This window comes from Pseudomonas sp. 32A, from assembly GCF_052682255.1.
In genome coordinates, this window is sequence record NZ_JBQYLY010000001.1 from 5,660,999 (window position 1) to 5,675,551 (window position 14,553).

Consider the following 14,553-nt stretch of genomic DNA (forward strand, 5'->3'; position numbering starts at 1 on the left):
GACCTGCATGCCTTCCTTCGACTTCAAACAGCTCGACGTCTTCAGCAACGTGGCCTTAAAGGGCAACCCGCTGGCGGTGGTGCTGGGCGCCGACAGCCTGAGCGACCGGCAAATGGCAGATTTCGCCAACTGGACCAACCTCAGTGAGACCACGTTTTTGCTCAAACCCCGTGATCCACGGGCGGACTACCGCGTAAGAATCTTCACCACCCTGCAGGAACTGCCGTTTGCCGGCCATCCGACCCTCGGCAGTTGCCATGCCTGGCTGCAGGCGGGCGGCCAACCCGCCGGCGAGGAGATCATCCAGGAATGTGAGATCGGCCTGGTGCGCATCCGTCGCCAGGGAGATGAACTGGCGTTTATTGCGCCACCACTGCTGCGCTCCGGCCCGCTGGAGCGCGAGTTGGTTGAGCGCGTGCGGCGGGGACTGGGCCTTGAACCCGGGGCGATTGTGCGTAGCCAGTGGGTGGATAACGGCGCAGGTTGGCTGGCGGTCATGCTGGAGGATCGCGAGCAGGTACTGGCGCTGCATCCGGATTACTCGCAGTTGCAGGGTCTGGCCGTGGGCGTGATCGCCCCGTGGAACCCCGGGCGGGACGGTGACGAGGCGCAATTTGAAGTGCGGGCCTTCATTGCCGGCGACGGTGCCCCGGAAGACCCGGCCACCGGCAGCTTGAACGCCGGTGTCGCCCAGTGGTTGCTCGGCGAAGGCCTGGCGCCCAGCCGCTATGTGGTCAGCCAGGGCACAGCCATGGGCCGCGCCGGGCGAATCCACGTCGAACAGAGCGGCGAGGAAATCTGGGTCGGCGGCGCGGTGGCCGTTTGCATTGACGGGCGTGTACAGCTCTAGATCAATGCAATTGTTACCGGGCCTGCAATAAACTGTTCCGCACTTGGCGTTTGTACTCTGCGGTGCACGAGGCATAAGCTTTCGCCCCAACGTTTTTTTCGTCCTGCCTTTTTCAGGAGCATCAATGTCCAGCCAGTTCCCCGAAGCCCGTCCACGCCGCCTGCGCCGCTCTGCGGAGTTGCGTGGCCTGTTCCAGGAAAGCGAATTCACCCTCAATGACCTGGTACTGCCGATCTTCGTTGAAGAAGAAATTGACGACTTCGTACCGATCACCAGCATGCCCGGGGTGCAGCGCATTCCTGAGTCGAAGCTGCCGGGTGAGATCGAGCGCTATGCAAAAGCCGGGATCAAGTCGGTGATGACCTTCGGTGTGTCCCATCACCTCGACGCCTCCGGCAGCGACACCTGGCAAGAACGTGGCCTGGTCTCGCGCATGTCCTCGATCATCAAGGACGCGGTGCCGGAAATGATCGTGATGTCCGACACCTGCTTCTGCGAGTACACCGACCACGGCCATTGCGGCGTGATGCACGGCGCCGAAGTCGATAACGACCGCACCCTGGTCAACCTCGGCAAACAAGCCGTGGCCGCCGCCCGCGCCGGTGCCGATGTGATTGCGCCATCCGCTGCGATGGATGGACAGGTCCAGGCCATTCGCCGCGCGTTGGACGAAGCAGGCTTCAGCCATATTCCGATCATGGCCTATTCCACCAAGTTTGCCTCGGCCCTCTACGGCCCGTTCCGCGAAGCCGGCGGCAGCGCGCTCAAGGGCGACCGCAAGAGCTACCAGATGAACCCGATGAACCGCCGTGAAGCGGTGCGTGAATCGTTGTTGGATGAACAGGAGGGCGCGGATGCGCTGATGGTCAAGCCGGCCGGCGCGTACCTGGACATCATCCGCGACATTCGCGAAGCCTCGCGTTTGCCGGTGGCGGCGTACCAGGTCAGCGGCGAGTACGCGATGATCAAGTTCGGTGCCCAGGCGGGCGCGATCGATGAAGCCCGCGTGGTGCGGGAAACCCTGGGGTCGATCAAGCGCGCTGGGGCGGACTTGATCTTCACCTACTTTGCGATGGACCTGGCACTCGCCGGGATCTGAGTTACTCAAGGCCTGGTGGTCAAGGGCGTGTGCGGGGGCCAATGTCTGGGCCGCCGCGCGTGCCAGTCAGAAGTTAATGCTGCTGGCTATATCCTTGAGGGCTATAAAACGCCGACCGGTAATGCCCTCATCAAAGCGCTTCAGTTCGCGCAAAAAACGTTTATTCAGCTCATCCAGTTCGGCAATTCCAAAGCTGTACCACGTGTCATGTAAATGTCGTGTGCCTTGGGGTGGGCCAAAGTACATTTTAAAACAGAGACGGTTACGTAGCGTGTCGCCAAACGTCACCAACTTTCGTCTATTGATCGGTGGAATGGTTTTGCTGGACGGCGCAGGCACGCGAAGTCGTAACGGGAAGATATTCTGCTGGTAATGACCCATTGCTCCATGATCTGCCGAATGTGCAACCGTGACATCCCAGATGAAATAAGCGATTGCCCTGGCGAATGTGTCGCCCTCTCTCAGGCGTTGGTGTGCCGGGAAACCAGTCACCCAAGCGGCGATGGCATCGCTCCAGTAAGTTATAACGGGATCGTCAACGTCGATGTAAGAGGTCGCCGCACTTACAAAGTCAAATATTACGTCGTAATAGCCCCTGATGAAGTCGTCAAAGTCTGACCATATTTTTTCCGGAACCAGAGGGAACGTGTAGGGTGGATAGCTACTATTGCCTTCAATCCCGGAAAAGGCATCGGTCATCAGCCCCGTCCATCCACGACCTTCATCAATAACCGGAACATTTCCCCATCCAGGATACGGTGTATAGGGCAGGAACTGATTGTTATGAGCGACGGAGTACGGTTGTAACGACACGGCTTGATTAATTGCCAGTTGAATTCTGGTGTGGGGAGCCAACAGCTTAAAGAGCAAATGCTCCTTGGGCAGCGCCGTTAAACTGATGGCGCTGATGGTATCCACCGGGAAGTGCAGCCGGGGGTGAGTCAACAAGGTGGTCAAACACAGCGCGCCTTGCAGTACAAAATATTTGGCCAGTTCCCAGGCGTTTTTGTCGTCTGGCGTTAATACCAGACCATTTATTTTTATGGCCAGCACAGTGCCGGAGTTGTTGCTGTCACGCTTGAATAACGTCAGGCTGGGCGCCGAATGAATGCCGTGCAGGGGGTCCCAGCGGTTCATGCTCACTGTGTCGATTTTCAGATATTTAGGCGCGCCGTGACTATCAAACAAATTGTCGGAATTCAGTAGTTCTGGGAATTCGCGGGCATCCTCCGTGTGCACTGGAGTCAGCAATTTGCTCAGGGTTCCATAAAATAATTGTTGCGCAAACAGTAAGTCGGAAACCGGCCGTAGCTTGTAATCACCCGCAAGCATCTTCAAGAGTATTTTGACGCGGCCGACCTTCAAGGTTTTAAGGTAGTGGGATACCACATCGATGCGAAAGTCATCGATCTGAGCCTTGGGGACTCTTTTTATCATGGCCGGCAACTCACCGGCCAAGGTGTTGGCTTTCGGCCATGGGCCCTGCATTCCGTATAGATAGTCGTCGGCGGTGTAACCCTGAAGCGGTCCCGCCCATTCCGCATAATGTTCGACTGACATAAACAATCTCCTTTTTACGAGAGTGAAGATTGGTTAGCGGTCGCAATACCTGAACAAATACGCCGTCACTTATATATGCCTTTTAGTCGCCCAGGGGCTGCGTCAGCGCTTCGAACAGGGACGTCAGCGTCGCCCGAATATCAGTTAAACGTGAAAAAAAACCTGCCACAACTGTGATAATTGACAGGTTATATTTTTTTGCAGATGTGCTACGTGATGCTGGATAGCGCGCTGGAGCCGGAGGCCGTTGAACGGGGTCGGCGAACCCCGGTTAGACTTACCGGTCGATATCTGCCAAGACTGGCCCATCGTCACCCAAGGAAGCCCCATGCATTCATCCCGCCTGATCCTGTGCCTCACCACCTTGCTGGTGCTGGCCGGCTGCTCCAGCCAGCGCACCCAGCAATTGCCCGAGCGCAGCGAAGCCGAGGTAAAGGCGCAGATCGTGCGGCTGATGCCGGCCAGCGTGCCGGATCGTGGCGGCTGGGCCCAGGACATCTACACCGCCTTCAACACGCAGAAAATCTACCCCAGCACGGAAAACATCTGCGCGGTATTGGCCGTGACCGAGCAGGAGTCCACCTATCAGGTCGACCCGCCGGTACCGAACATGGGCAAGATCGCCCAGGACGAAATCCTGCGCCGCGCCGCTAAAGTCCATGTGCCGGCGGTGCTGGTGCGCACGGCGCTGCAACTGCGCTCGCCCACCGGCAAGTCCTACGCCGAGCGCTTGAACGCTGCGCGCACCGAGCGGGACTTGAGTGGAATCTTTGACGACTTCATCAGTGTCGTGCCCTTGGGCAACACCCTGTTTGGCGGTTTCAACCCGGTGCATACCGCCGGCCCGATGCAGGTCAGCATCGACTTCGCACAGAAGCAGGCCCGGGATTATCCCTACACCGTGGACGGCAGCATCCGTCGGGAAGTGTTTACCCGCCGCGGCGGCATGTACTTTGGCATCACCCATCTGCTGGGCTATCCGGTGAATTACGACCAGATGCTGTACCGCTTCGCCGATTTCAATGCGGGTTGGTACGCCAGCCGCAATGCGGCATTCCAGGCGGCGGTCAGCCGAGTCTCGGGTACCACGCTGGCGCTGGACGGCGACTTGATCAACTACGGCTCGTTCCTGCCAGGCACCACCGAGCTGGCAGTGCGCTCACTGGGCAAGGCGCTGGACATGCGCAACCCGAGCATCCGCAGCCAGCTGGAGCAGGGCGAGCGTCTGGATTTTGAAGACACCACCCTGTACCAACGGGTGTTCGCCCTGGCCGACAAGGCCGCCGGCAAACCGGTGCCGCGAGCGATCCTGCCGGGCATCGTGCTGAAAAGCCCGAAGATCACCCGCAACCTCACCACCGCCTGGTTCGCCAAGCGCGTGGATGAGCGTTATCAGCGTTGCATGAAGCGTTAGGGGCGGCGCTTGACCAACTTGCGCCACAGCCACACCCACAGCCACAGCACAGGGAAGGCCAGGATCACGAACGGCAATACGTAGCTGGCGCGCTCCAGGGCGTCGGCGGTGCCGTCCACCAGGTTGTCGCCCAGGTTGCTGAACATGCGCCTCAGGCGTGACTGCTGTTGCAGGCCGTCGGAGGTGCTGAAATTCAGGGTCACGCGGTTGGTGTCCAGGCGACGCTTCTGGCCTGCGGCGGCCTGGGCCAGCTCCTGCAGGTCGTTTTCGATATTCGCCTGCTCCTTGCTCAAGGTGATCAGGTCGCCCACGGTGATGTCCTTGCGCTTGGCCAGTTCATCCAGGCGCTGCTGCTGGGCCAGCAAGCGCTCCTGACGACGCTGTACATCGGCGACGGCATCGGCCAAGTCTTCGGCGGTAGTGATCCGCTGCCCCAGCTTGCCGCCTTCGGCCGCCATGGCCACCAACGGTTCAACCCCGGCAGGTGCAATGCGCAACACCATCTGGCCGCCGTCGCCGTCTTGCTTGATACCGAGAATATTGCACGGGCCGAACCGCGCCGACTCGCAGGCCTCGCGGGTGGCCTGCATGCGCGGTGCCAGCAGGGCGATGGGCAGCGACAGGCTCAGCTCATGCTCGTAGGCCAGCTGCGCCCCGGCCTTGCCTTGTTCGCCGCTGATGACGGTGGCTTCGGAATGGCCTTTTGGCGAGCAGCCGGTCAAGACCAGCAGCATCAGCAGGAGAGAGGTTTTGCCGTCCGGGTGGCGCATGACAGTTCCTTGGGGTGTGCAAAAGTGGCGATTAAACCGGGTCCGGCGGATTAACGCAAAGCATCGTGGAGGATTTGCAGCGCTGATCTTGATAGTCGTCGCCCAAGGGCTGGGGTACACCTCAAGACTCATTCCAGGGAAGAATTTGCCATGACCGCCCATGTTGTCCCCGAAGGTTTTGTCCCGTTGTCTCGCAGCAGCCCTTTGCTAGACCTGCTGGGCCCGGTGTACTGCCGTGGTGAAGGAGTGCAGCTGGAGATTGGCCTGCGTGCGGACAACCGCCACGCCAATGGGCGCGGCACCGTGCATGGCGGCGTGTTGGCCACCCTGGCGGATGTGGGGATGGGCTACGCGATGGCGTTTTCCAGCGAGCCACCGCTACCGTTGATTACCGCGAGCATGACCCTCGACTACCTGGGAGCAGTGCAAGTGGGGGAGTGGATCGAGGTGCGCTTGGAACACCACAAGCGTGGGCGGCAGATGGCATTTGCCACGGTCAGCGTGCAGGTGGGGGAGAAGGTGGTAGTGCGGGCAAGTGCGGTGTTTGCGGTGCCCCAGGTGCGGGACTGACTGAGCGCAGTCCTGTGGCGAGGGGGCTTGTCCCCCGTTGGGCCGCGCAGCGGCCCCTAAAACCCGAGCTGAAGTTCTACCTGAAACACCGAGGTCAATGTATTGGGGCTGCTGCGCAGCCCAACGGGGGACAAGCCCCCTCGCCACAACCGGGCCTTCTCCATGTTGCTCGTTAAATCAGCTGCGCTCGAGCGCCAGTGCGACGCCCTGACCGCCACCAATGCACAGTGTGGCCAAGCCTTTCTTGGCGTCGCGCTTGATCATTTCATGCAGCAGGGTCACCAGCACGCGGCATCCTGATGCACCAATCGGGTGGCCGATGGCAATCGCGCCGCCGTTGACGTTGACCTTCGCCGCGTCCCATTCCAGCTCTTTGCCCACCGCCAGTGACTGCGCGGCGAAGGCTTCGTTGGCTTCGATCAGGTCCAGGTCGCCCAGGCTCCAGCCGGCCTTGTCCAGGCAGCGGCGGGTGGCCGATACCGGGCCAATGCCCATGATCGCGGGATCGACGCCGGCGTTGGCGTAGCTGGCAATACGGGCCAGCACTGGCAAGCCGAGCGCTTTGGCTTTATCTGCGCTCATCAGCAGCACGGCAGCCGCGCCGTCGTTGAGGCTGGACGCATTGCCGGCGGTGACGGTGCCGTCTTTCTTGAAGGCCGGCTTGAGCTTGGCCAGGGATTCGGCGGTGGTGCCGGCGCGTGGCTGTTCGTCCACCGCAAAGGCCACTGGATCGCCCTTGCGCTGGGGAATCAGGATCGGCGTGATCTCATCGTTGAAACGACCGGCTTCAATGGCCGCGGTGGCTTTTTGCTGGGAGGCGGCGGCGAAGGCGTCCTGGGCTTCACGGCTGATGCCGTACTTGTCCACCAGGTTCTCGGCGGTGATGCCCATGTGGTAGTCGTTGAACGCATCCCACAGGCCGTCGGTGATCATGCTGTCGATCATCTTCGCGTGGCCCATGCGCAGGCCGGTGCGGGCGGCCGGCAATACGTACGGGGCCAGGCTCATGTTCTCCATGCCGCCGGCGATGATCACCTCGGCGTCACCGCAACGGATCGCTTGCGCGCCAAGGTGCAGGGCCTTGAGGCCCGAGCCGCAGACCTTGTTCAGGGTCAGGGCCGGTACGGCGTGGGGCAAGCCGGCAAGGATCGAGGCCTGGCGGGCCGGGTTCTGGCCGCTGCCGGCGGTGAGCACCTGGCCAAGGATCACTTCATCCACGAGCGCGGGGTCGATGCCGGTTTGCTCCAGCAGGCGACGGATCACCGCAGCCCCCAGCTCCGGGGCCGGGATGCTTGCCAGCGAACCTTGGAAGCTGCCCACGGCGGTGCGGGTGGCAGCAACAATCACGACGTCTTGCATGGAATCTGTCCTCACTGGAAGTGCATTTCTGGAACGTGGTCCGGGACGATCAGTTTACCGGCTGTCTTGCTGACGATCTCTTCAACACTGACGCCAGGTGCGCGTTCCTTGAGGACAAAAGCGCCATTTTCGATTTCCAGGTAAGCCAGGTCCGTCAGCACACGCTTGATGCAGTTGGCGCCGGTCAGCGGCAGGCTGCATTGGCTCAGCAACTTGGATTCACCGTCCTTGGACGCGTGGGTCATGATCACGATGATGTTCTCGGCACCGGCCACCAGGTCCATTGCGCCGCCCATGCCCTTGACCAGCTTGCCGGGGATCATCCACGAGGCGATGTTGCCTTGCACGTCGACTTCAAAGGCGCCAAGCACGGTCAGGTCGACGTGGCCGCCGCGAATCATCGCGAAGGATTCGGCCGAGGAGAAGATCGATGCGCCAATGCGCGCGGTGACGGTCTGTTTGCCGGCGTTGATCATGTCGGCATCGATGGTTTCTTCTGTCGGAAACGGGCCCATGCCCAGCAGGCCGTTTTCCGACTGCAGCATCACTTCCATGCCCTCGGGGATGTAGTTGGCCACCAGGGTCGGGATGCCGATGCCGAGGTTGACGTAGAAACCGTCCTGCATTTCGCGGGCGACGCGTTGAGCCATTTGTTCGCGGGTAAGAGCCATTGTTTGTCTCCTTATTATTTGGGCTGGTGGATTATTTGCGGAGGGTGCGCTGTTCGATGCGCTTCTCGAAGGTGCCGCAAATGATCCGGTCGACGTAGATCCCTGGGGTATGGATATGCGCCGGGTCCAGCTCGCCCGGTTCGACGATTTCTTCGACTTCGACCACGGTGATCTTGCCGGCGGTGGCGGCCAGCGGATTGAAGTTCTGGGCGGTGTGGCGGTAGATCACGTTGCCGAAGTGGTCGGCTTTCCAGCCTTTGACGATGGCGAAGTCGCCGGTGATGGATTCTTCCATCAGGTACGGGCGACCGTTGAATTCACGGGTTTCCTTGCCTTCAGCGACGGGTGTGCCGACGCCGGTGGCGGTGAAGAACGCCGGGATGCCGGCACCGCCTGCGCGCAGTTTTTCGGCGAGGGTGCCTTGGGGCGTCAGGACCACTTCGATTTCGCCGCTGAGCAGTTGCTTCTCGAACAGCGCGTTTTCACCGACGTAGGACGCGAAGACCTTGCTGATCTGCTTGCCTTCCAGCAGCAGGCCCAGGCCAAAACCGTCGACGCCGCAGTTGTTGGAGACCACGGTCAGGTCGCGGGTGCCTTTGCGCTTGATTTCGGCAATGAGGTTTTCCGGGATGCCGCACAGGCCAAAGCCTCCGGCCAGCACCGTCATGCCATCTTCCAGGCCTGCCAGCGCCTCTTCATAGGACGCTACGCGTTTATCAAAACCTGCCATATGCACCTCTTTTATTGTTTGTGGGCCAGCCATATGAGCCGAGTGTTGCGCCGACGGATTGATTTGTTAAGTTGTTTTTTAAGGTTGATTGATTTAAAAAACAGCATAGTCGCCAGCCATCGGGAGAAGCTTCATGACAGTTAAACAGATGCGCGCCTTTCTTGCCGTGGCCCAGACCCTCAGCTTTGCAGCGGCCTGCGAGCGTTTGCATCTTTCCCAGTCGGCCTTGAGCCTGACCATCAAAGGTCTGGAGGAAGGCCTGGGCGGGCGCTTGTTCAGCCGCAATACCCGCAATGTCGCGCTGACTCCCGAAGGAGAATCGCTACTGCCCCTGGCCCGGCGCCTGATCGCCGATTGGGACAATGCCGAGGATGAGTTGCGCCAGCGTTTCACCTTGCAGCGCGGGCGGGTGACGGTGGCTGCGATGCCGTCGTTTGCCGGGAACCTGCTGCCGCCGATCCTGAAGATTTTTCGGGCGCGCTATCCCCAGGTCAACGTGACGGTCAATGACGTGATCAACGAGCAGGTGCTGGAAATGGTCCGGGATCGCCAGGTGGAGCTTGGCGTGGCGTTTGAGCCTACGGAAAGCTCGTCGCTGGTGTTCACCCCGCTGTATGTGGACCGCTTTGTCGCGGTAGTGCCCGGTGACTCGGCGTTGGCGCGTCGGTCCGATATCGACTGGCACACCCTGCTGGAACACCCCTTCATCACCTTGCAGCGACCGTCCACGGTGCGGGTGATGCTGGAAGAACACCTGAAGGCGCTGGACATGAAGCTGCCCGTGGCCCTGGAGAGTCATCAACTGGCGACGGTGGGCAAGATGGTTGCCAGTGGCTTGGGCGTCAGTGCGGTGCCGGCGTTGTGCGCGCGACAAATGCAGGAGGCAGGCGCCCATTGCATCACCTTGAGCGATCCGGTGATCGAACGGCCGATTGGTGTATTGACCAAGCCCGGTCACGAACTTTCGGCGGCGGCCCAAGCCATGTTTGATATTTTTTGCGATGAAGCGGGGAAGGGGCGTTTTCCGGCGTTGTTGCAATAACAGCCGGCAATAAAAAAGCCTGCTCGTTCAAGCGAGCAGGCTTAAGTGATCAGTGCGTAGTTATCAGCAGTATCTGTCGATCACCTTAACTTGCGAATGGCCTTTAAGGTTCTGCCACTCGGTATTAAGTGTATGAAAGACCTGCTCGATAAAGTTGCGATCAGCGGCGGCTTTCTTGCCGACATAACCCTGGCCGCGGCGGTACATCTTCAGGCGCGCTGCCAGTTCACGGTTATTCCTGTCGAACTCTTCTTCCACGGTATGGGGCGCCAGGCAGTCAATATGGACCTGGCCCGATTTACCAATCCAGAGGATATGGTCGTCGAGCGTGTCTTTCTGCGCTGCGAACATCTCAGCCAATTCATCGATAGTTGGTTGGTTGTTCAGATTCATGTGTAAGCCCCTTGACCAGTTGGCGATCTTTAGTTGATCCATTAAAACTACTCAGTTGTCTCCGGCTCAGAAAACCGGGCGTCAGCGACTGTCTGCCGAATACGGCAGGGTCTTGAACCGATGCATGTAGTCTTGCTGATGAACTGCTACGCAATGGTTTCATAACGAAGACAAGCAGCGTTTGAGCTCCTTGTACCGATCCTTTCGGGCCGGTCAGCTTCATCAATCTGCCTTGTGGGCAGTGCACATCCGGAAAAAACAGCTCGGCGGTCAGACGAGCTTGTTCAAAACGCTTGTTACCAACGCTCCCGATCCGGGAGACGCTTGAATCATGCAATTACAAAATGGTTACGTCAACGATTATGTAGTGATTATTTTAAAGCACTACATAAATCCCCGTGGCACGGGGATGAGAGCGGAATGCGTGACTTGGGCGTCATTTTCTGGGAGTCGAGTCGGGTATGAAACTGTAGGAGCGAGCTAGCTCGCGAAGATCGTCAACGATAACGCGGGGCTTCTGAGAGTCAGCGGGGCTCTCAGGTTTTTCGCGAGCAAGCTCGCTCCTACAGGAGGTGCTCCACCAACAATGGCAGCAGGCGCTCGCAGGAGGCCTCGATCTTGAGTTGCAGCAACTCATCGCCCCGTGTCTTGCCCAGATTGATGGCAATCACGGGCTTGCCTTGCTCAACCATCGCCTTGCACAACCGAAACGCTGAATACGCCATCAACGACGAACCCACCACCAGCAAGCCTTCCGCTTCGTCCACGGCCGCCATCGCCTTGGCGGCCGTGCCTTGCGCAACGTTCTCGCCGAAAAACACCACATCCGGCTTCAACCGTTGCCCGCCGCAATGGGGGCAGCGGGGCACCTGGAAGCGTCCTTCAAAGGCCGGGTCCAGCAGGGTGTCACCGTCCGGTGCCTGAACCGCGTCCACCCCCGCCAGGTATGGATTCTCGGCTTCCATCTGGCGTTGGATCAGGTCCCGTTCGCTGGTCTGCTGGCAATCCAGGCACAGCACCCGGTGCAGGCTGCCGTGGAGTTCGATCACATCATGGCTGCCGGCCTGGTCGTGCAGGGTGTCGACGTTCTGGGTGATCAGCCCGGTAATGCGCTGACGTTGCTGCAGGGTGGCCAGCGCGATATGCGCCGCGTTCGGCTGCGCGACACGCACTCTCGGCCAGCCGAGCATCGCCCGGGCCCAGTAGCGACGGCGTGCCTCCGGGGTTGCGAGGAACTCCTGGTACATCATCGGCGCCTTGCCCCGGCGCACGCCTTCGCTATCGCGATAATCGGGAATCCCCGAAGAGGTGCTGATACCCGCACCGGTCAGCACCAGGAAGCGCCGTTCGGCCATGGCCCGGTGCAGGTTGTCGAGCTGGTTATCGACTTGATGTTGCAGGGTATCGAGCATGGGGTCCCCAATGATTATTCGCCGCGAATGTACTGCTCCAGCTGTTTGATCAGGTCGGCCTGTTCGGCAATCGCTTCCTTGACCAGGTCGCCGATGGACAGCAGGCCAAGGAGCTCGCCGTTCTCTACCACAGGCAGGTGGCGCAGATGTCGGTCAGTCATGATAGTCATGCAGGTCTCGACAGTCTGGTGAGTGTCGACGGTGATCACCGGTGAATTCATGATCTCGTGGGCTTTGGTCGTCACCGAAGACAATCCATGGAGGATGACCTTACGGGCATAGTCTCGTTCACTGATGATGCCCACCACCTTCCCGTCCTGGAGCACTGGCAAGGCCCCGACGTTTTTCGAAGCCATCACGATCAAGGCCTCAAATACCGTATGGTCGTGGGGGATGGTGTGGACTTGCTGGTTTTGCTGGTCTTTGGACTTCAGCACTTGGGCAACGGTTTTCATGGAGGCCACTCCGGTGTTGTTATTGTTGGGAGGTTAGCAGGCCCTACAGAATCCTGGATGGCCTGCAGCAGGGCAAGGTCCAAAGCGGCATACATCCCGTCGAAAAACGTCATTGGCGCGATTTTTTAGTGCTTCTCAGCCTTTGTTTGCCGGTTTCGCCGCCCGTTTCGGGCTGGTGGCCGTCTTGCGCTTGGCCGGTTTGCGTTTGTTTTTCCACGGTGTAGCGCCACGTCCTGCCGGGCTGGCCGGACCGCTGATGGTCAGGCGCATGCCGGTGCAGCGGGTGACTTGCTTGCTCATCCACGCCGCCTGTTTGGCGACGAACTCTTCCAGGCTCATCTCTCCGCTTTGCACCATGTCCAGTGCCTGCTCCCAGATGGCCGTGGTGCCGGGGTCGGCGATTGCCCGTGGCACTGCATCGATCAGGCTGAACGCGGCAGGCGTTGCCGACAGCGCCTTGCCGTTTTTCACCAGGTAACCGCGATCCAGCAGGCCCTGGATGATCCCGGCGCGGGTGGCTTCGGTGCCGATCCCGGTGGTGTCCTTGAGCTTTTGCTTGAGCAGCGGGTCTTCCACCAGCTTGGCGACGTTTTTCATCGCCTTGATCAGGTCGCCTTCGGTGAAGGGCTTGGGTGGCTGGGTCCACAGGTCCTTGAGGTTGACCTTGGCCACGGCGTAGTCCTGGCCTTGAACCAGTTTTGGCAAGGACTGCGGCGCAGGTGCTTCACGGCCCTTGGCCGGCGCCAATGCTTCCGGCAATGCGCGTTTCCAGCCAGGCTCGACGATGACTTTACCGACAGCCCGCAAGGCTTCACCGGCACAATCGAAATCTGCCTGGGTACGGTCGTACTCGTGGTTGGGCAGGAACTGCGCAAGGTAGCGGGCGCGAATCAGGGTGTATACCGCGCGATGCTTGCCGGTCAGTTGCCCGACATCCTTGCCGGCGCCGGTGGGAATAATGCCGTGGTGCGCGCTGACCTTGGCGTCGTTCCAGGCCCGTGAGCGACGTTGTGGGTCCATGTGCGGCATCAACGCGTTCACTGCCGGATCGGCCCGGCCCAGCGCCGCGAGGATTTTCGGCGCGTCGCCGTGCTGGCTAAGGGGCAGGTAGCCGCAATCGCTGCGCGGGTAGGTAATCACTTTGTGGGTTTCGTAGAGCGACTGCGCAACATCCAGGGTTTCCTGAGCGCCGAGGCCGAGTTTTTTCGAGCAGATTTCCTGCAAGGTGCCGAGGTCGAAGGGCAGGGGCGCCACGTCGCGCATCCGCTCGGTACGCAGTTTGACCAGTCGCGCGCTGGCGGCGTTGCTCATGGCGTTGGCCGCGTCCCGGGCAAGCTCCGGATTGAGGCAACGGCCCTGATCGTCACAGGCGTCTTCGGTTGCGCGCCATTGTGCGGTAAAGGTGATGTTGTCGTGGAGCAAATCCACATCGATGGCCCAATAGGCAACAGGTACAAAGTCGGCAATGCTGCGGTCCCGGTCTACCACCAGGCGCAGGGTCGGGGTTTGCACACGCCCAACCGGCAACACGCCCTGATAACCGGACTGTTGGCCCAGCAGGGTAAACAGGCGGCTCATGTTCATCCCGATCAGCCAGTCGGCGCGGGAGCGGCCGAGGGCCGAATGGTAGAGGCTGAAGGTTTCAGCACCGGGCTTCAATGAGGCCAGGGCCTTGCGGATGGATGCGTCATCGAGTGCCGAGAGCCACAGCCGCTGGATGGGACCGCGATAACGGCAATGCTCCACCAGCTCCCGGGCGATCATCTCGCCTTCGCGGTCGGCATCGGTGGCGATCACCAATTCCTGGGCTTCCCCCAGCAGGCGCTTGACTGCCTTGAACTGGCTGGCGGTCTTGGGCTTGACCAGCATCTTCCACTTCTCGGGAATGATTGGCAGGTCGGCCAGCACCCAGCGTTTGTACTTGGCGTCGTAGCTGTCGGGCGGGGCGGTTTCCAGCAGGTGGCCGATGCACCAGGTCACGGTAACGCCTGAACCCAGCCAACAACCGTCGCCACGCCGAGTCGCGCCGAGCACGGCGGCGATATCCTTGGCCTGGGACGGTTTTTCACAGAGGAACAGCCGCATGGTCACCACATTCGTTACGAAATTGAATGGGGAGCAGGATGGGCAATAAATCAGAATTGGGCAACTTTTATCTGGATGGATATACAGCAATTTGTGTGTCTGGTGCTAAACCCAATGTGGGAGCGGGCTTGCTCGCGAATGCG

14 protein-coding genes and 1 pseudogene are annotated in these 14,553 nt (G+C 60.2%); 6 read left to right on the forward strand and 9 right to left on the reverse strand.

The annotated features are described in order from the left end of the window. The first annotated feature begins 7 nt into the window (after positions 1–7). Together ACUN0G_RS26000 and hemB are read left to right on the forward strand one after the other, a co-directional pair. Positions 8–850, forward strand: a complete 843-nt coding sequence (locus tag ACUN0G_RS26000) for a PhzF family phenazine biosynthesis protein (protein WP_445574684.1) — start codon at positions 8–10, stop codon at positions 848–850. Between the two features lie 124 nt (positions 851–974). Then, positions 975–1,949, forward strand: a complete 975-nt coding sequence (hemB, locus tag ACUN0G_RS26005) for a porphobilinogen synthase (protein WP_445574685.1) — start codon at positions 975–977, stop codon at positions 1,947–1,949. A gap of 66 nt (positions 1,950–2,015) precedes the next feature. On the opposite strand, the gene ACUN0G_RS26010 is transcribed toward hemB, so the two are convergent. After that, positions 2,016–3,509: a hypothetical protein gene (locus ACUN0G_RS26010; RefSeq protein WP_445574686.1), complete on the reverse strand. Its 1,494-nt coding sequence runs from the start codon at positions 3,507–3,509 to the stop codon at positions 2,016–2,018. 328 nt (positions 3,510–3,837) lie between these two features. Between ACUN0G_RS26010 and ACUN0G_RS26015 the strand changes: the two genes are divergently transcribed. Beyond that, positions 3,838–4,923 carry a DUF1615 domain-containing protein gene (locus ACUN0G_RS26015; RefSeq protein ID WP_421522997.1) on the forward strand — a complete coding sequence of 362 codons (1,086 nt, stop codon included), beginning with the start codon at positions 3,838–3,840 and terminating at the stop codon, positions 4,921–4,923. On the opposite strand, the gene ACUN0G_RS26020 is transcribed toward ACUN0G_RS26015, so the two are convergent. Next, positions 4,920–5,693, reverse strand: coding sequence for a DUF4349 domain-containing protein (locus ACUN0G_RS26020; protein WP_445574687.1), 774 nt, complete (start codon positions 5,691–5,693; stop codon positions 4,920–4,922). The genes ACUN0G_RS26015 and ACUN0G_RS26020 overlap by 4 nt on opposite strands. 150 nt (positions 5,694–5,843) lie before the next feature. Between ACUN0G_RS26020 and ACUN0G_RS26025 the strand changes: the two genes are divergently transcribed. Beyond that, positions 5,844–6,263, forward strand: a complete 420-nt coding sequence (locus ACUN0G_RS26025) for a PaaI family thioesterase (RefSeq protein WP_309254437.1) — start codon at positions 5,844–5,846, stop codon at positions 6,261–6,263. A gap of 177 nt (positions 6,264–6,440) precedes the next feature. Here ACUN0G_RS26025 and ACUN0G_RS26030 read toward each other — a convergent pair whose 3' ends face one another. From ACUN0G_RS26030 to ACUN0G_RS26040, 3 genes are read right to left on the reverse strand one after another with little or no spacing between them, the layout of a single operon-like run. Then, on the reverse strand, positions 6,441–7,622 hold the full coding sequence (locus ACUN0G_RS26030) for an acetyl-CoA C-acetyltransferase (RefSeq protein ID WP_258346634.1): 1,182 nt from the start codon (positions 7,620–7,622) through the stop codon (positions 6,441–6,443). 11 nt (positions 7,623–7,633) lie between these two features. After that, positions 7,634–8,293, reverse strand: a complete 660-nt coding sequence (locus tag ACUN0G_RS26035; protein ID WP_003211625.1) for a CoA transferase subunit B — start codon at positions 8,291–8,293, stop codon at positions 7,634–7,636. 31 nt (positions 8,294–8,324) lie between these two features. Further along, positions 8,325–9,023 carry a CoA transferase subunit A gene (locus ACUN0G_RS26040; protein ID WP_445574688.1) on the reverse strand — a complete coding sequence of 233 codons (699 nt, stop codon included), beginning with the start codon at positions 9,021–9,023 and terminating at the stop codon, positions 8,325–8,327. Between the two features lie 133 nt (positions 9,024–9,156). On the opposite strand from ACUN0G_RS26040, the gene ACUN0G_RS26045 reads away from it, so the two are divergent. Further along, positions 9,157–10,065, forward strand: a complete 909-nt coding sequence (locus ACUN0G_RS26045; protein WP_421522993.1) for a LysR family transcriptional regulator — start codon at positions 9,157–9,159, stop codon at positions 10,063–10,065. Between the two features lie 63 nt (positions 10,066–10,128). Here ACUN0G_RS26045 and ACUN0G_RS26050 read toward each other — a convergent pair whose 3' ends face one another. After that, on the reverse strand, positions 10,129–10,458 hold the full coding sequence (locus ACUN0G_RS26050; RefSeq protein ID WP_003211618.1) for a hypothetical protein: 330 nt from the start codon (positions 10,456–10,458) through the stop codon (positions 10,129–10,131). 493 nt (positions 10,459–10,951) lie between these two features. Between ACUN0G_RS26050 and ACUN0G_RS26055 the strand changes: the two are divergent. Next, positions 10,952–11,026, forward strand: a pseudogene (locus ACUN0G_RS26055) (outer membrane lipoprotein carrier protein LolA); the annotation flags it as partial. Here ACUN0G_RS26055 and ACUN0G_RS26060 read toward each other — a convergent pair. The 3 genes from ACUN0G_RS26060 to ACUN0G_RS26070 form a co-directional block, all read right to left on the reverse strand. Beyond that, a complete protein-coding gene (locus ACUN0G_RS26060; RefSeq protein WP_445574689.1) occupies positions 11,022–11,870 on the reverse strand; it encodes an NAD-dependent protein deacetylase in 849 nt (282 codons plus the stop codon). The pseudogene ACUN0G_RS26055 and the gene ACUN0G_RS26060 overlap by 5 nt on opposite strands. Positions 11,871–11,884: 14 nt before the next feature. Next, on the reverse strand, positions 11,885–12,325 hold the full coding sequence (locus ACUN0G_RS26065) for a CBS domain-containing protein (RefSeq protein ID WP_063031233.1): 441 nt from the start codon (positions 12,323–12,325) through the stop codon (positions 11,885–11,887). Positions 12,326–12,460: 135 nt separating this feature from the next. Then, a complete protein-coding gene (locus ACUN0G_RS26070; protein WP_258346631.1) occupies positions 12,461–14,410 on the reverse strand; it encodes a DNA topoisomerase III in 1,950 nt (649 codons plus the stop codon). Between the last annotated feature and the right edge of the window lie 143 nt (positions 14,411–14,553).